Here is a 19,753-nt window from a genome sequence, read left to right on the forward strand (position 1 = left end):
TGAGACATCGGCTGCGGCGAGCGCCAGCTCCGGCGCTGCGTGCTCGAGCTGCCGCAGCTCGCGCAGCTTCGTGCCCTCGACATCGATGTCAGGCACGATGTGGTCGAGCCACTTCGGTATCCACCAGGACCGCTTGCCCATGATCACCAGCAGTGCCGGGACCAGCACCATGCGCACCACGAAGGCGTCGATGGCGACACCGGCGGCCAGCGCGAAGCCCATCGACTTTGCGGTGGCATCGCTTTCGAGCAGGAAGGAGCCGAACACCGAGATCATGATGATCGCCGCCGAGGTGACCACCCGGGCGCCGTGGTGGTAGCCGGAGATCATCGCGTCCCTCGGCGACTTGCCGTGCACGTATTCCTCGCGCATGCGGGTCACCAGGAACACCTGGTAGTCCATGGCCAGTCCGAACACCAACCCGATCAACATGATCGGTAGGAAGCTGATGATCGGCTGCGGATCGGCGATCAGGCCGAAGGTGCCTTCCTGGAAGATCAATACGGTGGCGCCGAAGGTGGCCGCCATGGAGAGTAGGAAGCCGAGGGCCGCGGTGAGCGGGACCAGGATGGACCGGAATACCAGGATCAAGAGGACGAAGGCCGCACCGGCCACAATCGCCAGATACGGGACGATCTTGCCGAGCAGGACGTGGTCCATATCGGCGTAAATGGCGGTGGTGCCGGTGATTCCGTATTCGATGCCGTACCGCTCGGTCAGTTCGCCTTCGGCCGCGCGGGCATCGCGCACGAGGTCCTTGGTTGCCTGATTGTTCGGCCCCGATCGCGGCACACCGTTGAGCATGACGCCGAGCCCGTTCGCACTGAACTGCGGTGTGGTGACGTAATCCATCTCCGGGAACGCGGCGAGCCGGTCGTGCAGCGCGGTAACCGCCGTTTTGCGCTCAGCCTCCGGCACATTCGCCAGATCGGCGGCCACGGTCAGGATGCCGTTGCGGCCTTCGCCGAAGCCCGCCGTCCGGATGTCGTAGGCCTGCCTGGCCGTTGAGTCGGTCGGCAGGCTGTCCTCACCCGGCAGACCCAACTGCAGTTTCAGTGCCGGAGTAGCCAATACGGCCAATGCGACCACGGCGAAAGCCAGTGCGACCCATGGTCGTTTGCCGATCAGGCGGCCCACCCGCATGCCGTTGGTGACGGAGGTGTCGTCTTCCGGGTCGTGCCGCGCGACCAGCGGCAGCTTCGGCTTGAACAGGAAGCGGCCGAAGGCGCCGAGCAGCGCGGGCATCAGGGTGATCGCGGTGAGTACGGCGAAGAATGCCGCGACAGCGCCACCTAATCCCATGAAGGTCAGGAAGTTTACTCCGACGATGCTCAGCGCACCGAGAGCGACGATGACGGTGAGACCGGCGAACACCACCGCGGATCCCGCGGTGCCGACCGAGATGCCTGCGGCTTCCTCGGGACTGTCCGCGACCCGCAGTTCGTGTTTGTAGCGGGAGACGATGAACAGCGCGTAGTCGATGGACAGCGCGATGCCGATCATCGACGCCAGGAATGTCGTGAAGCTCGGGACCTCGATGATCGAGGTGCTCAGCGAGATCACCAACATGGCGGCACTCAGGCCGACGATGGCCGTGATGATCGGCACGAACGCCGCCACGATGGCGCCGAACGCGATCACCATGACAACCAATGCCACGCCCATGCCGATCATCTCGGCGTGGCCGCTCGGCTGCTGCTGTTTCTGCGCGATGGCTCCGCCGAGTTCGACGGTCAATCCCTGGGCGCGGGCCGGGGCGGCCACGTCGTAGGCGGCGTGCCGTTCTTCATCGCTGATGTCCATCGGCGAGGCGATATCGAACGGCACCGAGAGCACCGCGACGGTGTCAGGGGCGTCCTTGCTCAGCACATTGAGCGGCGCGCCGGAGCACACGGCCGGGTCGGCGGCGGTCAGGCAGCCCATCGCCTTGGTCGCGTCGACCGGGTTCTTCAGCGCCGCCGCAACCTTTTCCGTGACGAGCTTGTGCTTGCCTTCGTCGACCGACAGCGCCTTCAGGTCGGCGATCAGCGCGTCGATGGCAGCGCTGTTGCTCTTGTCGGTCAGCTTCGTACCGTCGGGCGCCTTGATCACATAGGCACCGCTGACCGCGCCGATACTGAACTGATCGGACATGCCAGGGAACTGCTTGTCCAGGATCTCGGTGGCGCGCTCCGACGGCAGCGACGGCATGCTGAACTCGTCGCTCATCGGCTTGCTCAGCAAGCCGCCCGCGGTGCCGAGCACACCGAGGACAACCAGCCACACCGGCAGCACTATCCATTTGCGACGAAAGGCGAACTTGCCCCACCGATACAGGTATACGGACACGAATGAGCTCTCCTAGAGGTAACCGGATTGTGCTGAGATCAGGGCCCGTATACAGCACCTTCGCGGCCCGCGTTGCCTGCGAACAGCTCCCCCGAAACCTCTATCTACCTACCGCACGGTAGGAGTGAAGATCGATAGAAGACCCTAACCGGAGGAGCAACCTCTAGTTGCGAGAGCCTACCGCACGGTCAATCAACCCCGCCGTCGGCTCGCTACGCCCGACCCAACCCCACCACGCGCAGCCACCAGGGCTGCTGCTGCACCAGCTCGTCAATGCACCAAGCGTCTCGCCACATTCAGCCGAATTCGCCCGCGCGTCACGCACTCCCGGCGCGGCGAGTTCGCCCAGGCTGACCACCCACCTGGTCGGCCGTTGGGTGATGAGCGAGAACAGATTCCATCATCTCCAACCGATGGACAAGCCAAGGGCGGTAGTGACGATAGTTGACGCTGCGGACAACGAACACCGGTTCATTCCCAGGGCCGATCCGGCCGACTTCATCCACACCGACGCTGGCCGGCGCGGCAGCGAGAAACGGCATACCCACTCCGAGCGCAAGGGTCAAGGGGCCGTGCAAGGTAGCACTGGGGCTGAAGTCCTCGAACCATTGATCGATGTGATCACTGATCAGAATGTGTGCGGGGTCCTGCGATCGAAGGACCCGGTACTCCCTCGATTCCGCATCGAGCTCATTGCTGAGGTGGAAGGACACCTCGCCCGGCACAATCCACGGACCGATGCCCGCGGCGAGAACCTTACGGGCCGCGGGTAGGTCCAGCGCGAAGTTCTGTTGGGCATGGTCGGTCGAATACCTGTGTGCGCCTTCCTGCACGGTAATAATGAGCCGCTCACCGATGGTCGGATCTGCCGCGAGAACGGCTGCAATGTTCGACATCGAGCCAAGGACGACCCAGCTGATCTGACCGCTGTGCTGTTCGAGCACCTGAGAGACTGCGGCAGTGAGATCGGTCGGTTGGGCTGGAATATGGTCGGGTACCAACTCTTCTGCGGCCCAACGGTGTTCGTTGCCGAGGTCAACACCCGCGACTACGGGCACATCAGAGCGCCCGAGTAGGTCCAGCAGGTACCTCGCGAAACGAGCGCGCCGACCGCCATGTTCGTCGCTGGTGACCACCAACATCAGGCTTGGCATCCCGGCAGCCACACCGAGGGCGAGGGCATCGTCGGGTTCGCCACCAACATCAGTGTCAAGAATCAGAGGTCCCGACCAAGGCTCCGGATACCACTCGTATTTGTTCCGCAGTTCATCGAGGCTCCCGGCCCGAGCCGCGTCGACCTGCGGGTTCGCGGATCCGTAGGGTTCGCCGGTCACTGACCTGTCCTTTCATGGGCTTGAATTCGACGGGCTCAATTTGTACCCCAGGCGGGTGAGTCGAGCTTCCGTTCGATCCGCGCAATCTTGTAGTGAATATGGACATTTCGAACAAAAAGGTTGCGGTTGGCGTGGCTGGTTGGAGATTGGCTACGGTCTCGGCGCATTTCCGGGCGACGTCCCCCGTCTGGAATGGCATGCAGGACAATGGCGTCGCAAGTATTGGGGCACCCGCTGGCGACTTGCCGTGGTATCTGTCATGATCGTGCCTGGCGTTCTACCCGCGGTGGGGCCAGTTAGCGGGTGAGTTCGGAAGATGGGGAGGGGTAATGCGTTTCGTCCCGGAATCAGTGCTGGCTATGGCCCGCACGATCGAGCCAGCGGCCGATGCGACGCGCGCTCATGCGACGGGGATCGCGAACGCCGGATTCGATTCGGCGCATACCGGACAGGATTATCAGGAGCAGGGACGCAAGCTCGCGACCGGGGTTGACGGGATCGTCAGCATGTTGCATTCGTGGTCACAGGCTTCGGGCGCGACGGCGGCAGCGCTGCACCAGGCGGTCACCGCGCACGTCGCCACGGATGAACAGCGGCGGGCCCAGATCGACGCGACCGCAAGCGAGTTGGGCAACGCATGACGAATCCCGGGCAGTACGAGCGGACTTATCAGGACGGCCTGACCAAGGCGCAGAAGGATCTCGAGCGTTTCTTCAAGGAAGACGGCAAAAACGTCTTCACCCAAGAGATTTGGAACCAGAAACCGAACCTCACGGCTACCAATGTCAACGATGTGTTGAATCAGGCTGCCCCGGGATTGGAATGGTTCCACCTGGCGCTGGTGCGCTACCACAGGGTGTGGGATGTCCTGAAGCTACCGGGCTTCGACAGTATCGCGGTGGCGCCGTTGAACGTTGACGGCGCGGTGATCGGTGGCGAGACTATCGACGCCACAAAGGATCCGGATGCCGAGATGCGCCGCCTGGACGGCAAGTGGTACGACCAGCAGCGGGGTATGGACCTCACCAGTTTGACCACTCTGGCCGATGCGCTGCAGAAGGCCTCCACCGGAACCGACAATCACCTGAGCACCGACACGATCAAGGCCGACCTGGCCGGCGTGGCCAACGCCGTGCCCGAAGTCTGGCAGGGTCAGGCGGGCTCGGCCGCGCAGGATCATCTTGCCGGTTTTGCCGCGCACGCTGACCAGCAGAACCAATACCTGCAATCGGTCACGAGCGCACTGAACGGGCTACCGGCGGTGCTCCTGAAGATCGTCCAGGACAAGGCGAATTTCGTCGCGGGGTTCAACACTCCGCAGTGCCCGGTGGCCGGTCATGCCATGCGTCTTGCGGGTACCGAGGATCCGGTGAGCACCATGATCACCGTGGCGAAGGAAGGCTACTGGTCCCTTCAACTGAGCGACGCGCCGAAAATCGCGGACGAGCAGCTGCACTTCGGCGGCGGCTACGGGGACAGCAGCAAATACCCGAAACTGCAAGCGGCGATCAAAGATTGGTTGACCAACCATTTCGCGCCGGCGGTGCGTGAGGCGTTCACCGCTTTCATTCACCAGTGCGCGCTGGCCGATCACTACATCAAACAGGCGTATCAGCCGGTAACGGATCTGCTGGACAACCACGACCAGACACCGTTTCCCAAGCCCAAAGATCAGCCGACGACACAGCAACCGACTTCGCCAGCACCACAGCCGACTTCGCCGAAACAGCAGCCGACGGCACCGCAGCCGACTTCGCCGGCACAGACCACAACGGCCAGCACTGATGCCCGTCCGCCCACGACGCAAACACCAACGCCGACAACAACTCCCACGCTGACACAGTCGCCGACGACCGCAACCCCACTGAATCCGCTGCAGACACTGACAAGCATGGCCAGTCAGGTCGGACAATCGGTACAGCAAGGCATCAGCCAGCTCGACACCGCGATAAAACAAGGACTGAGCGGGCTCAACCCCGACACCAAGAACAACACCACCGAGACCGCCGCCGGTTTACCGGTTACGAGCACCAATGCGCCGTCCGCAGCGAAGGCCTTGGCAAACGTGAACCTGGGTGGCGACAACGTGGCGCTGACCCAAGCCGCCGACGGAACTATCAAGGCGACGGTCACTGATCACGACGGTAAGACCCGGCAATACTCGATGGGATTCAAAGACGGCGCTCCGGTCTTCACCACCGAGAACGCGAAGACGACGCCATCCACAGCGATCGGCACGCCCCATGATTCCGGAACTCCGACTAATGATCCGGGAACTCCAGCGAGACCGACGACACCGAGCACGAGGACGGACGCTCCGCCCACTTCGCTCGCCGCCAGCTCGCAACCGGCTGCGGCACCGATGCAAAGCGGTTCCCCGATGAGCGGTGCGTCCGGAGGGAACGGGGCGACGGACCACGACCGTAAATCGAGTGGAATCGTGCCACCACAGCCGCTGTGGAATGTTCCTCCCGATCCGATCGGGAATGTGCTCGAATCCTCGCCGGAACCTGTACTCGCGCAGGCGGGGCCGTTGGTCGCTGATACAGCGGTTGCCGAAAGGCACAGCGAATTACCGATCGAAACCGCCTCGTTCACAGCGCCACAAGCTGATCCAGCAGCTGTGGCTTCCTTACGAAACGACGGTGTGCGGATCGAGATCGAGATGGGTGATCAGAAATGAACTACGCGGCCGAAATGGACCGAATCCTCGCCGAATACACCTCGGCTTCGCGCACAGTTCTCACCCGGTTTCTCGATACCGACGCGCAGACGACGCGCAGCGGAACCGAGTTGTTCGATGAGCTGCGCCGCGAGCTGAACCGGCAGGATCAGGATCAGCCGGAGACTCTGGCGGAGCGAACGGCTCGGGAGGCGCGGGAGGAACACGACCGAATCGTGCGCGAGTCCGTCGAACCGGCAACGGCCCCAACGGTTCCGCGCGCACCGGCGTCGAAACGCGGCAGAGACGTCTACGTCCTCCCCTCCGACTGGACCGACGAGGACGAAGCCGGGGGTTACGGTCAACCGAAATCCTGGCTGGCCTAGCAGTGCATCAAGCGAGGATTCGCCAGGTGCGGCCGGATCCGAGCGGTGTGCAGCCGAAGTGCCAGCCTTGTAATGGAACCCGACGGGAAGTGATCGCGTGGAGCAGTGGGAGCGGGAGCAGATACGGTCGGCGAACGCGGATCTCCGTTCGGCATTGGATGCCATTCAGGACGATTTCGATCGCGAAATGGCGGAACTGGGTGGTGTCCAGCGCAAACTGGCCGCGATGAAGGTGCACGCGACGACGCCGAACAACCTCGCGCGGGTAACCGTGAACTCATCCGGAGTGGTGACCGAGATATCCATCGCCGATGACGCTTACCGCCGCAGCACCCCGCGTCAGCTGACCGACGAGCTCAATACCGCCATCCGCGGCGCGGTCGAGGCGGCGGCCGAGGCCAGGCAGAAGGTGCTCGGCCCCATCACCTCGATCGTGGACGGTATGCCCGACCTCAACGAAATCATCCCTGGCGCACCGAGTTTGCGAGACCTGCAGACGAAGTTTTCCCAGCCGCCGCAGGAGCAGCAGGAGCAATCACGATGAGCCGAAACGAAATCGGTGGAACCGTCGAGGCCGCCGCCGCGTCGAAGAGATTAGGGACCGGACCGAAACCTGATGAGGGAGTGTGACCGTGAGCAATCTGTGGGCTGATCCGGATCGACTGCGCGCGGTCACGCCGCAGTTCGAGCAGCTGGGCCAAGACGTGAATGCGGCCCTGGAGAAGTTGAAGCAGGGTATCGAGTCCGAGGGCCACTGCTGGGGCAAGGATAAGCCGGGTCAGCAGTTCGAGAAGAATTATCCCCAAGGCGATGGCGACGGTAGCGTCGGACAACACCTGACCGCGTTGGCGAAGCTGGCGGACACGCTGAAATCGACCGGTGAACGGATCACCGTCACCGCCAATGCGCTACAGACCCGGGATGAACACAACGCTGACCAGATCCGGCAGGTGTAGTCGGGGGATCTGGCATGACTCTGTGGTTTCCGCATTTCTCCGGCGTTGGCGGCTGGATCGAGGATTTCCTGATCGGGCATTGGCCCGAGGGGGATGAAGATGCCATGCGCCGGGTGGCGGGGCATTGGTCGGATATGGCTACCGCACTGCGGGAACTGCAGCAGCCCGCCGACCAGGCGATGAACACCGCGCTGTCGGCCATCGATGGTAAAACCCACGACGCGATGTCGAGCTATTGGCAAGACATCGTCGGCGGGGACGGTAGCGACCTGAAAAGCATGATCCAGGCTTGCGACAGCTTCGCCAAGCAGCTCGAACAGGGCGCTACCGACGTCGAATACGCCAAAATCGCCATCTATATTTCGGTTGGCGCGATGATCGCGATGGCGTTCATCCCTGGCATCGGCCAGGTCCTCGACACTGCGGCTTTGTTCGCGGTCAAATTGTTTATCCGTGAGACTATTCAAGAACTCATCGATAGACTTGCCCTCAAAGGTGCGACCTTTCTGGCTGAGCGAGCGGGTTTGGAAATCACCAGCCTGTTGGCGAGAGACGCGGTAACCCAGGCGACCTCACAGGTGGCCTCGACGGCGGCGCTCAAGCTGGGCACCCAGGCGGTCATCGGCGCTGGCTTCGGTACCGGTACCGATGTAGCTGCTCAGGGCATTCAAGTGGCGGTGGGCCATCGCGATGGCATCGACCTGCGCTCGGTGGGTACGGCGGCTGCCGCTGGCGCCGTCGCGGGTGCGGTTGCCGGACCGATTGCTGAGCGATCCACCCAGCACGTGGCCAATGCGCTTGGCACCGATATCAGCACCAACACCGCCAGCGCCATCCTTGCCCGCGGCACGGCCGCGATTCCGGCCAACGTCGCCGGAAACACCGCGGCCACAGTGGCTTCGACCGCTACCACCGGCGGCCACATCGATTTCAGCACAGTGGTCGATGGTGCCGGTGGTGCTGGGTTCGCAAGGACGAAACCTGGCAGCACCACACATACCGCACCTGAGGCCACGCACACTGAGCCTGTCCACGAATCCCCCACATCCACCGACAGTAAGCAACCATCACCCGCCACTGTTTCCGCTTCGACGACACAAACCGAAGCCGCGCCACCCGGCACAACACACACCGAAACTAGCGCCGCACCAGCAACCACTGCCGCAGTGCCCGATGCGCCAAGCGCGCCCTCGACCGCTGCGGCAACTCACGAGAATCCGACTGTGTCCCAATCGGATTCGACGGGAACCGGTCAGCCCGCCGAAACCCGACCCGTTCCCACCGACTCCCGGACAGCGACCGGCGCGACTCCAGCACCGCCGCCAACCGACCACAGCTCGACCGCGCAACCACCAGCGACTACCGCGGCGCCCACACCGGGACGCCCCACCGGACACACGCCAGAAGCTTTGCAGCCCAACGGAACCGCCTCCGCCGGTGACCGTTCCGCAGCGACGAGCGTTCCCCGTGCCCCCGCCGACACCCCGCAACGCGTGGAACCCGCACCCCGCTCGGAGACCCCGTCCACTGACCGCAATGCGCCACCGCAACGCCTCACCGAAACACCCCGCTCGCCCAGCGGTGTCGACACACCGGACCACCCTGCGCCAACCCCTCCCCCGCGCGAAACCACCAGCAGCGCAGCACGTGTCGACTCCGCACCACTCCCGTCGGCCGACCGGACACCCGCCACCGACACCGGCCCCCGGACGCAGACCTCGAGCCCAACTCTCGACGGAGCCGCCAACCACGCTCCGGCGTTACGCGATACGCCCTCTCCGTCACCGCGAGAAGCCGTAACACCGGAGCATCCGCGTGACATCGCCCCAGGACCAGCCACGACCCCCGGCAGGCATGACCCCTCATCGACTCGAACTCCCGCCCCGGACCACAACACCGGCCCCCGCACGCCTGAGCGAAGCCCCGCCCGACCCACTTCCGACACCCCGCAACGGCCCGACCCCACCGAACGTCCCACACCCCAGCAACCAACGCACGCACGCCCGGCCAACGACCAAACACCGCCGATCGTCGCGGTCGTAACTCCCCCACATCCGAGCAGTGACACACACGCCCCGACCACCTCGGCGCCGCACCCGAAACCCGAACCCGGCGAGCACAAACCACCGGTCGAGAACAAGCCACCCGCGAGTCCGAGCGAGCACACACCGCGCGACATCGCGGCACCAGGACGGCTCGACCCGGCCGGGGACCCACACCGCCCCAAGCTGCCCGTCGAGGACAAGCCCTACTACGCGAACCCCGACTACCACGACCCCACCGCAGCTCCCGAATACGCGCGCAAGCACCCCGGCTATCTGGCCGAAGCGGCCCACATCCGCGCTGAGCAGATCGGTCGGCATCCTGAGATCGCACGGTTGTCCGATGCCGAGATCGCCGCCATCCGCCACAATCAGTTCGACGCCCTGAACGAGCGCGTCAACCGGGCCACTCGCGATGGCGATATCCACGCACTAGCCGAGTACGACACCGAAATTCGCGCTCTGATCAGCGCGTACAACAAGCTCCCCGACTACAACGGCGTCGTGCACCGGGTACTCCGCTTCTACGACCCGGTCGAGCTCAAGAAATTTCTAGCTGACTATGAGCCGCAGGGTATCCGAGCAGATCCTGGTTTCGCCTCCTCCGATAAGGATGCCTCGACAGGCAACATCCGCTACGGCACGAAGGTCGAGTTGGTGATCCAGTCCCGCCACGGCAAGGACATCTCCTGGACCAGCGGTCAGCAAGACGAGGTCGTATTCCCGCCCGGGCACAAGTTCTATATCGACAGCAATAAAATCGTAGACGGCACGCACGTCATCTACCTCACCGATCTAGGAAGGGATCCCCATGGCGATCACACCGGAAGAAGCGGAGCAGATAGCGAGGGAGGTTCTCGGGCCCACGATGAGCGCCGAGTCCCCGGACCCAGAATCCCAAGCGAGGGTGGCACGCAATACGGCCATCTGGAGGGAGAAGCAAGCGAAGGGCCGACCCGAGGCAACCGAGGAACAGACCAAGAACTGGCAACGCTGGCTCGACTCGGAACTGAAGCGGATCGATCGGGACCGCGGCGAGACGATGGAGTAGCGCCGGAGCACGCGCAGTCGCCGACTCCCGGACCACCGCACCGTCCAGGCTTCGACCCGGCGGTCCACAAATATGTCGCCCGCTTCGACGACGGCCGTCTGATCCCCAGCGATCCCTTCTACGCTGGCGAATACAACCCGCACATCGGCCGTTACCAACCCACGCACGACGAAATCAGCGCTGCTCTTGCCCACCCGGTGGGCGAGAGCCCCCACGACACCCAGTTACGTACCTGGCACGACACGCAACGTCCGGAACAAGCGCGGCCACACGAGTATGCGCAGGAGCCGGTCCACACACCGGACCGCAGCACTCAGTCGTCGACAGCACCCACCCATTCTCCTGCCCCAGAACGCAATTCGGGTACCGAGCCGCGACCCCAAGTCAGGTCCACCTCAGCACGCGATTCAGCGCCGCGCGAAACCCATCCCGAACACTTCGCGAACACCAACCGGGCACAGCGCCACGACCAATCGACACCTCAACATCAACTGCCACAGCACACTCCGCCCCGGCCATCGACCGAACGTGGCCCGCAACCTGCGCCGCGACGCGAACACCCGCACAACCCGACCCCACCGCGTGAACACACTCCCGCGCCGGGACCTCGACGTGCACACCAAGATTCGGCTGACGCCCGGCACGATCCGCGGCATGGCCAACCGCGTCCCGCGGACCCGCGCCGACCGGCTTACTCGCCGGAGATTCAACGGGCCTTAGAGACCCGCCAAGTGCGTGAGTTCTACCGGGACCAGACGCCGGAGGGTGGCCATGCCACTCCGGTTTCGACCGGCCGTGGGCCAAACGCACACCCCGCCTTCGATTTCCAGCGTCACCCCAACGCGCCCGGTGGCCCGGTCGCTGTCGTCAGCATGCGTGTCCATGTCACCGTTGATAGCCACATCCCCCCGCATGAGGTCCAACGACTCTGGGAGAACGCACAATTGGCTGCCGACGTCGCATTCAACCGCGGCCAACGGCTCCTGTCGGGGGATCGGGTTTTGATCGATCTCGTCCATACCCCCGATCCGGACGCCGCGCATCTACGCGTCCACGTCAGTGACAGGCCCGGAGGCCCCGAGGTCTGGCATCCCAATAGCCACCCGGACAGCCTGGCCGCGCACCTCCGTGATCAGATCGGCCTCCGGCCTGACGTCGATAACCGAATCGGCTTGAGCGAAAACGACATTCGCCAAATCAGCAACGACATCGCCAAATCCAACACCCCCGCCGCGTTGGACGGACTGCCTGCCACTCGCGAAATCGGCCGCCAGCGGCTCCAAAACATCGAGAAGGATGTCTACCAGCATGTCGTCGAGGATGCGCTGCGCGACGGCAACCGATTCCTTGTCGGCGCCGACCCGCGCACCAATCCCTATGGTCGGCTGATCAATGACGGTGGACCGGAACATTTAGGACGCAACAACAACTGCGTGGAAGACGCCCTGGCGGCCTTATCGTCGTTCAACGGTCGCCCCGAGGTGGGCGCGCCCCGATGGCCTGACCGTCTTTCCGACGGCACCGTCGACGACCGCAGTGGCGAAATCACCGGGCTCGATCGAGCGGAAGCATGGATCGGTGGTACCTGGCAGGCCTTCAACGATCGCCCCATCGCCAATCAGTTCCAGGGCTTGCACGATTGGATCGAGCACCTGGGCCCTGGCTCATCAGCCCTTGTCATCAACAGTTGGCATGCCACTGACTCGAATGGCGTCTTCTTATACAACTCGGACGGGTCGCCCAAGCTGGATGGTGCACACGCGACCGCCATCGTCTATCCACACGGGGCGTCAGGGCCCGTATGGTGGGATCCCCAGCAGCGAACCTTTTCCGATGTCCCGCCGCCAGCACTGACCCATGGCTCAGCCGCATTGTCATTCATGACCGTCGACCCGCACGGAGGACCGCAGGGTGCCCGAACAGCTCCAAACCAGGGAACAAATCGAACAGTACCTGGCTCGCATCTTTCCGAGTCAGCAGTTCCAGACGATCATGCCGTTCGAACACGGATGGGTGTGCCGACCGATGCTCACGCCGGAGCAGATCGCCCAAGGCCAGGGTCTGGGGCTGGGGAACTACGTAGTGAACAGGCAGACCGGAGTGGTGACCGCGCACTCGAGTCTTCCCCCGAGCCTGATCGGGGAGATGTACGACGAGGCGATCCGTACGGGACAACCGGTTCAAGGGCACCAGGTGTATCCACCGAGGTGGCGGGTGAGCATCCAACGCACGCAAGAGAACTCCCAGACGATCGAGTATCACGTGCTGGCGCAGTCGATGACGCAACCACCGGAACCGACCGCGGAATACCAGCTGACGATCGACAAGAACACCTTCGCTTACCAGCCATCGGCCCCGATGGCGATGAACGTCGTCTCGTGGACGGAATGGCGCAGCCAACAGGACGGGACCTGGCCGACGGAAGGAACCTTCGAGGACTAGACCCCGACCACACAGAGATCCAGCGACACGTCGACTCTCCATCAACGGTAACTGCACCCGACCTGATACCAACGGGCACAGAGGGTTTCGACGTACCCCGGGACCATATCGAACCGCCGGACCCACCGAGTGATAGATCCGCATCCGACGAATCCCACCAACTCGGGACACCAGAACATCGCGACCTGTCCCAGAGCGGCGGTCGGTCGGAAGCTGTACCGGACGGACAACGGGGGAACCTGGCCCCGGAAGGGACGAATCCGAGCAACCGGGACCCCGATAGGCCGCATGTGGAGCGGAATATGGATCCCAATGCGTCGCAGAGATTTGACGAGGTCAACAAGCAGTGGAATCCGCCGCCTGGCTATCACCCGGAAACACCGCATGTGGAGCGGAGTACGGATCCGAACGCGTCGCAGAGATTTGACGAGGTCAACAAGCAGTGGAACCCGCCGCCTGGCTACCGCCCAGAAACACCGCATGTGGAGCGCGACAGTCAATCTCTTAATCAAGAGGGAAGTCAGGCTCGTGACCCACTCGAGCGTGAGCAGCCTGGACCACGCGATAATCTCGATCGTCGCGGTTCCGATGACCGATCACAGGTCCCTGCCAAAGAACTCATCGACAAGGTTCGCGACCGAGTCGTTGGCGATCCTGAGAAATTCGCGCTGAGTTATAGTGACCGAGAGCTCAACGCACTGGTCGAGAAGGGGCGCCAGCTCGGGCTCAGCGATCGCAGCATCACCGATCTCCTACAGACCGGATCCCGCATTGCCAAGCCCGTTACCGCCGACATCCTGGCACGCCACATGGACAACTGGGCCAACGTTGTTTCGGAACGCGGTTACCCTTACCGATTCGACAGTGCCGAGCATTTCAACGCCTTTGCCCGAGACTTCCACGAGGCTCTCGATCGGGCAGGACTCGGCGACTTGGACCCTTTCATTCAGGGTTCCGCATTGCGTAAACCTGAAGCGAAAGATGTCGATTTCGCGATCGTTATCGATCGTGACCGGTTCTATGAATTACTTGCCGATCGCTTCGACGGTCGGGCTGCCATCCGATCCGCTGATTCGACACCGGCGGTGCCGTTGAATCTGAAAGACCTCACCCGGTCCGAGGTATGGGATCTGGCCCAGCATATAGATGCCAACAGGGATGCTTACAACAGCCAGGCAAGAACCTTCTCGAACGCTGTCCTTAAGGGAGTTGTCAGGTCCACGTCCGATATCTCCAAGCCGCTGAAAGCGGCAGGTAAGGAAATCCAAGCAAAATATCCAGAACTGAATATCGAAGACATATCGTTGATCGTTCCTGATAGCGCCTTCGATTCGAGCCCCGAACTCCCTGTCGTCGAAACGACCGATAAGGATCGGGCGCAGGAACTCGCTGACCGGCTGAACGGGGCCCGAGAGCTAGAGTCACAGCGCGAAATCGACAACCTTTACCGCATCCAAGGTGAGTCGACAAACGACAAACCGGTTCCTGCTGTTCCAGAGCGCGATGACCTGCCGCCGCCAAGAGGTATGCACCGCGGCGACGACGGTCTACTGCACGAGCCCGGCGATCGCCCGAACAGCTACCGCACTCGAGCCGATGGCAGGCTGCACGACATCACTGATCCGGAGCGCACCTTCCGAGACGGCGACTACCGGCTGCGCGACGAGCACGGCTACCTTCCCGATCATCTGACCGGAACGGATATCGCCGCCGAAAATCTCGATGGCATTCAGCACGCCCGCACGCTCACCTCCGATCTGGTCGCGCAACGTGGGCAGGAGCTCGCCCGAGATCTCGCGGACCAGCGCGAGCGCGTATTGGAGAACCTCAATCCCAACCAGCGGGAGATCGTGGAGCTGGCCGTCGAGCTGGCCGATCACCGCCTGCCGGATATCGAGGCCACGATCGAGCATGTAAAAGCAAAAGAGGCACTCGACCGGGCATGGAGCGCACTGGAGCGCGGGGCTCCGCTGTCCGAGATGAGCAGGGATCTCGTCTTGGCCAGAGACCATTTGACCACGGGGCAACATCTCGAACTCGAGAGCCGGCTCGACGTGCTGCGCGGCTTAGAGCTGGGCGAGTCGGCGAAAATCGCCGAGCATGTTTTGGAAATCAGCATCTACGAGCATGACCATTCGCTGACAGCTCAGCTCGAAGTCGCCGACCGACACCTCGTCGAGGCCGCCACTCGAAACGCGCTCGAGTTCCGCAACGAGCATCTCAAGGACCGTGGACGGTTCGTCGAGCACAATCTGAACAGAGCTCGTGAGTTGGCGGGCATCCTTGCCGAGGGAAAGGTCCCGGAGCTGGCCGAAGTGCTGCAGAACTTCGATGCGATAGAACGTGTGATTCGACACGAGCAAGAAATGGAGGCTCGGGCGGTTCAGAAATTGGGACTGGATCCAGAGCACGAACGACTTGTCGCTCAGGCGCTGGAAGCAGGTCGCGCCGATGCTCTCGGCAAACCAAGGGACGTCTTTCGAAATGAATTGGTACGGCAGGCGACCGACAAGGCTCTGGAAGCTCGCGAACCGGAAGAACGGGCGACCGTACAATTCATTGAGAAAATCCGCGAACAGGCCAAGGAGCTCGAACAGGCTATCGCGCAGGGCAAAGAACCCGATCCCGCGCAGGTACGCGAGACATATAATCAGATTCTCCGCGCTGTCGAACATGAACGAGCGCTCGATTCACTAGCGCTCGAACCATTGGGACTGCATCCCGAGCAGACCGGGATGGTAACCCAAGTTCTGGAGGCCGAACGCAATCAGAGGTATAGTAATGTATTGGACGTTTTCGGTCGTGAACTCGTTCGGCAGGACCACAACGAGACCGTCGGACAAGCAAAGGCTCTCGAACTATCTGGGGATAGAATGCGGGCCCTTGATCCGAAGGTCTATCAATTGGTCCGCAATCACGACCCGATCGGAAGGGACGCCGAGAAGGGCGTGTTCCTATACCAGCAGCCTGGACGAGAACCGATCGAGGTTCCGTACGACTCGCTGGCCCGCCGCTATGCGGAAGCCGCCAAGGGAATCGAGCGCGGGACTCCGAGCGACGCCATCGTCCAACGCTTCCTCGGGGAGCTAGGCCAAGGCAAGGATGCCGACGAGGCGGTACGGGAGCGTCCCGAGGAGGCCCCGCAAGTGAAGAGAGCCAGGGAGATCGAAGCGCGCGAGCGAGGGCTGGAGCGCGAGCGATGAGCGGAAGATACTGGAAGGAGCTCTCTCGGTGACCGAATGGGCGCAATTCGCCGAAGCGCTGGCGGAGCAGCTGGCACAGTTACCAATTGGCGCGATCATGAAGATCATTGCCGTTGGGCCGACGGGCCGGTTTCGGTTCGTTCAATTCGCCATAGGCGACGACGCACTGGTGGCTGAACTGACTGGCGACGCATACCTGGATTCGATCGGCCGCCCAACACCCGAGGGGCGACTACGGATTATCGATGCCGGTTGGCAACTACCTGACGCCGACCACGTCGATAATTGGTGGATCGAGCTCCCATGGCCGATCTCCTCGGCCGTCCGCCACCAGTTGGCAGCTATGGTCATCACCGGACTCCGCGATGGTTTCGACATCCCCGATCCGGCGTCCCTGGTTTACGACGCTTGGAACTCGAACGACGGTAACAAGTCCCTGATCCTGCCCTCTCTGAGCCTTACCGGGATCGATGCGACGTGAAATTCCTACAAAGGCAGCTAACACTGGTCCTGCACGATCTGCTCGACCAATCTCACCTCGATCAACTGCGAGAACACCTGGGACTCAGCCCATCCGGAACCATGACTGACCCGGTAGGCACCGAATTGGGGCGCCGCACCGACCAGCACCCCAGATACCAAACGATCACCTCGATGGTTCTCGCTCTGGTGCGCACCGGCTCCGAGGAATTGACCATCACTCTCGATGCCGTACCAGGCACCGACTACGCCAAGTGGCAGGGTCTCGCCGAATTAGCTTGCCGTGCAGTAGGAGTCACTGTTGCCGAGCGTAAGCGGCCGGCTGCCGAACCTCGTACATTCGAGCCCGAAACCGCATCACCGGAACGCCTAATCGCCTCTCCCGCACCGATACGCACAACTGATGACGCCGCACCGGTCGACGACCAGCCGCTACCACATTTGGATCCTGCCATCTACGCGATTGCCGACACCACTTCCCCGTTACGGTCGACAGCCGTAGCCAACCTGGAAAGGCGCCGAAAAGCAGACGAAATCGTTGATCAAGTCCGGCGTGACGGGACACCGATCTCGGCGTTCGAATCACTGGAGTACAACGTCGGTCTCGACGACCGACCGATCCGGTCCTCCGACGAAATCCAGCCCCGTACCCTGCCTCTCCGACGACCAGCACTGGATGACAACGAGGTCGTCGATCTCGCCCGCGGACTACGCAACATGGTTTGGTCGTGGCGTATGGACGACCTGCTCAGTCTCGGTTCCCCGGCAACCTTCTGGACGCTGGAAAAGATAGAGCCTGGCCAAATAACCTTCGATACCAGATCCGTTCCGGGTAACTGCTACATCCGTGGCTGCGGAGTCGATGCCGAATTCATCGATCTGCCGGTCGCCACCTTGACCACGGATGACAACGCACAACTAAATGACGCCTTCACTCGGATGACGATCGCTCTCATCGCAAGCTACGGCACGCCGACCACACGAGCCACCGGAACGAGGCCGTGGATCCGATGGGAGGGCGTCGAGAACACACTGACACTCACCTACCAGCCACCCTCGATCCGCATGATCCTGCACCAAAACCCAGGTATCACGATCTTCTACGGCGAGGACGAAGCAAGGCGCCGCGCAGGAACGTAGCTAAGATCACGAGGACGAGATTGGAGGAGTTGCATGTCGAGTACGTCGTTCCACGGCAGTATCGAAACCGGCGATCCGGAAGTTGTCGAGCAGGTATTGAGGTCATGGCTGTCGACCGACGATCTGCGTGTGCGACCGCGCCGTGGATGGGAAGCGCATTACGAAACCGACGGCTTCGAACTGCTCTGCTACGAGGCATCGCCCCAGAGTCCGCCCAATTACTTTCTCCTTGAAGGCCATATCGATGGCGCAGTCGAGGCTGCCGTTTCCCGGCTGCATGCGCTCGCCGAACAGTGCCGAGGCGCGGAACTCGAATTCAGCATCGACTATGAGGAAGTCGATGCGGACGGCCACCCGTTGAGCGAGGAGCAGACCATCGGTTGATCCGATCCAGTGGCTCGAGATCAATCCAGATGGCTTCAGCAGGAGCGGGAACGGGTAGAGCGGGAACGAGCCCGCGCCATGACGATCGGTAGTCGAGAAATGCAAAGCCGGGGCCCGAGCCTGGAGCGACGGTAATGAGCACGACAAGAACGGGGCGGCTCGAGCTGAGGCCATTCATCCTGGATACCGACATCGGCGGCGAACCGGACGATGCGCTGGCGCTCGTGGTTGCCGCAGGATATCCAGAACTTTCCCTCGTCGTCACCAGTGATGAGCATGCCGGTCGTCGTGCCCGCCTGGCCCGGCATCTGCTCGACCTCCTCGGACGCACGGACGTCCCCGTCGTCGCGGGCCGCGACCTCGGCAACGAACACAGATGGGCGGCGGACGACCTTGTCCCGCGCATCGTGCCCGAGCAGCGCACCGACGTCGTCGACGCGATAGGCGGGCTGCTCGAGCGGACCGAAAGTCCGATCGGTTGGATCGGGATCGGAGCTCTATCCAATCTCGCCGATGTCATCGAGTCGATCCCCGCGGCGAACACGCGACTGGTCGTAACCCAGATGGGTGGCTCGCATACGGCTTTCACCGACCACCCGGAACCCAACTTCGGCCTGGACCTGCAAGCCGCCAGGACGGTGCTCGCGGCGGGGCTGCGGCCGGGGCTCCTGCCCGCCGAAGTCACCACACATTTCATTAACGTAATAAACCGGGACTCCATCGAATACGACTTCATCGCCCGAACCAGTGACCCCGTTTGCCAACTGCTCCTGCGGCACATGGATCAATGGTTCGACAACTTCCGATCGAACATCAGCCAGCAGGCCCCGCTCACGCTCGGCTATGGGATGGGTGTTCAGTACGTCGTGGCGTCGGAGACCACCATCGGCTTGGATGACGTTGGCCGTATCAGCACCGGCGATCTGCCGGTATTCCTGGCTCGGAGTGCCGACTATTCGGCATTCGAGGAGTGGTTCATCCCACGCTTGTCGACAGCGAAATCGACGTCGACCACACACCCAGCCGCGCAACGGTGGTTGGCACAGGTCGACCCTCAGCCACCCAGCCAGGACGTCAGCGGTCTGGACGTGTATCACCTGTACAACCAGCGGCCCACCGAACGCTATAGTTGAGACGGCACATATCGGATCTCCGGTCCTGATGTAGGACCGTCGTCCGGGTAGCCCATCCACTAAAGTCCACGTCCGAATGCTGTCCGTGCGCCGATTGCCGGACCGGCGAAGCGGCCGGGTGTCACACGGTTTGCTTGGTGTGTAATCATCAGCGGCACAAGGGTTTCGTCCGCGCCCTGCTGACTTTCATCCATGAAACCGAGGTGCGACCG

The 19,753-nt window shown here is 62.6% G+C and carries 12 protein-coding genes and 1 pseudogene; 10 read left to right on the forward strand and 3 right to left on the reverse strand.

The window, feature by feature from the left end; all coding sequences use genetic code 11:
- Positions 1–42: 42 nt before the first annotated feature.
- A pseudogene (locus OG203_RS05315) lies at positions 43–2,328 on the reverse strand (MMPL family transporter); the annotation flags it as partial.
- Positions 2,329–2,645: 317 nt separating this feature from the next.
- The gene (locus OG203_RS05320; RefSeq protein ID WP_405164535.1) at positions 2,646–3,662 is read right to left on the reverse strand and encodes a nucleoside hydrolase; all 1,017 of its coding nucleotides are present in this window, start codon (positions 3,660–3,662) and stop codon (positions 2,646–2,648) included.
- A gap of 359 nt (positions 3,663–4,021) precedes the next feature.
- Here OG203_RS05320 and OG203_RS05325 point away from each other — a divergent pair, with 359 nt between their 5' ends.
- The 5 genes from OG203_RS05325 to OG203_RS05345 all read left to right on the forward strand — a co-directional run bounded on the left by OG203_RS05325 (position 4,022) and on the right by OG203_RS05345 (position 7,666).
- Positions 4,022–4,303: a hypothetical protein gene (locus OG203_RS05325; protein ID WP_405164536.1), complete on the forward strand. Its 282-nt coding sequence runs from the start codon at positions 4,022–4,024 to the stop codon at positions 4,301–4,303.
- Positions 4,300–6,345, forward strand: coding sequence for a hypothetical protein (locus OG203_RS05330; protein ID WP_405164537.1), 2,046 nt, complete (start codon positions 4,300–4,302; stop codon positions 6,343–6,345). The genes OG203_RS05325 and OG203_RS05330 overlap by 4 nt, the downstream gene beginning before the upstream one ends.
- Positions 6,342–6,710, forward strand: a complete 369-nt coding sequence (locus OG203_RS05335) for a hypothetical protein (RefSeq protein ID WP_405164538.1) — start codon at positions 6,342–6,344, stop codon at positions 6,708–6,710. Before OG203_RS05330 ends, OG203_RS05335 begins: the two co-directional genes overlap by 4 nt.
- A 97-nt stretch (positions 6,711–6,807) precedes the next feature.
- Positions 6,808–7,254, forward strand: a complete 447-nt coding sequence (locus tag OG203_RS05340; protein ID WP_405164539.1) for a YbaB/EbfC family nucleoid-associated protein — start codon at positions 6,808–6,810, stop codon at positions 7,252–7,254.
- An 88-nt stretch (positions 7,255–7,342) separates the two neighbouring features.
- Positions 7,343–7,666: a WXG100 family type VII secretion target gene (locus OG203_RS05345; protein ID WP_405164540.1), complete on the forward strand. Its 324-nt coding sequence runs from the start codon at positions 7,343–7,345 to the stop codon at positions 7,664–7,666.
- Positions 7,667–8,238: 572 nt separating this feature from the next.
- Here the strand turns inward: OG203_RS05345 and OG203_RS05350 are convergent.
- Positions 8,239–8,664, reverse strand: coding sequence for a hypothetical protein (locus OG203_RS05350; RefSeq protein ID WP_405164541.1), 426 nt, complete (start codon positions 8,662–8,664; stop codon positions 8,239–8,241).
- A gap of 1,380 nt (positions 8,665–10,044) precedes the next feature.
- Between OG203_RS05350 and OG203_RS05355 the strand changes: the two genes are divergently transcribed.
- The 5 genes from OG203_RS05355 (at position 10,045) to OG203_RS05375 (ending at position 19,541) form a co-directional block, all read left to right on the forward strand.
- Positions 10,045–16,404, forward strand: a complete 6,360-nt coding sequence (locus OG203_RS05355; protein ID WP_405164542.1) for a toxin glutamine deamidase domain-containing protein — start codon at positions 10,045–10,047, stop codon at positions 16,402–16,404.
- Between the two features lie 28 nt (positions 16,405–16,432).
- Positions 16,433–16,885: a TY-Chap domain-containing protein gene (locus OG203_RS05360; protein WP_405164543.1), complete on the forward strand. Its 453-nt coding sequence runs from the start codon at positions 16,433–16,435 to the stop codon at positions 16,883–16,885.
- A gap of 173 nt (positions 16,886–17,058) precedes the next feature.
- Entirely contained in the window at positions 17,059–18,024 is a 966-nt protein-coding gene (locus OG203_RS05365) for a DUF6301 family protein (RefSeq protein WP_405164544.1), read from the forward strand.
- A 33-nt stretch (positions 18,025–18,057) separates the two neighbouring features.
- The gene (locus OG203_RS05370; protein ID WP_405164545.1) at positions 18,058–18,408 is read left to right on the forward strand and encodes a hypothetical protein; all 351 of its coding nucleotides are present in this window, start codon (positions 18,058–18,060) and stop codon (positions 18,406–18,408) included.
- Between the two features lie 134 nt (positions 18,409–18,542).
- Positions 18,543–19,541 carry a nucleoside hydrolase gene (locus OG203_RS05375; protein ID WP_405164546.1) on the forward strand — a complete coding sequence of 333 codons (999 nt, stop codon included), beginning with the start codon at positions 18,543–18,545 and terminating at the stop codon, positions 19,539–19,541.
- The last annotated feature ends 212 nt before the right edge of the window (positions 19,542–19,753 follow it).

The organism is Nocardia sp. NBC_01499 (assembly GCF_045040275.1).
Classification (GTDB): domain Bacteria; phylum Actinomycetota; class Actinomycetes; order Mycobacteriales; family Mycobacteriaceae; genus Nocardia.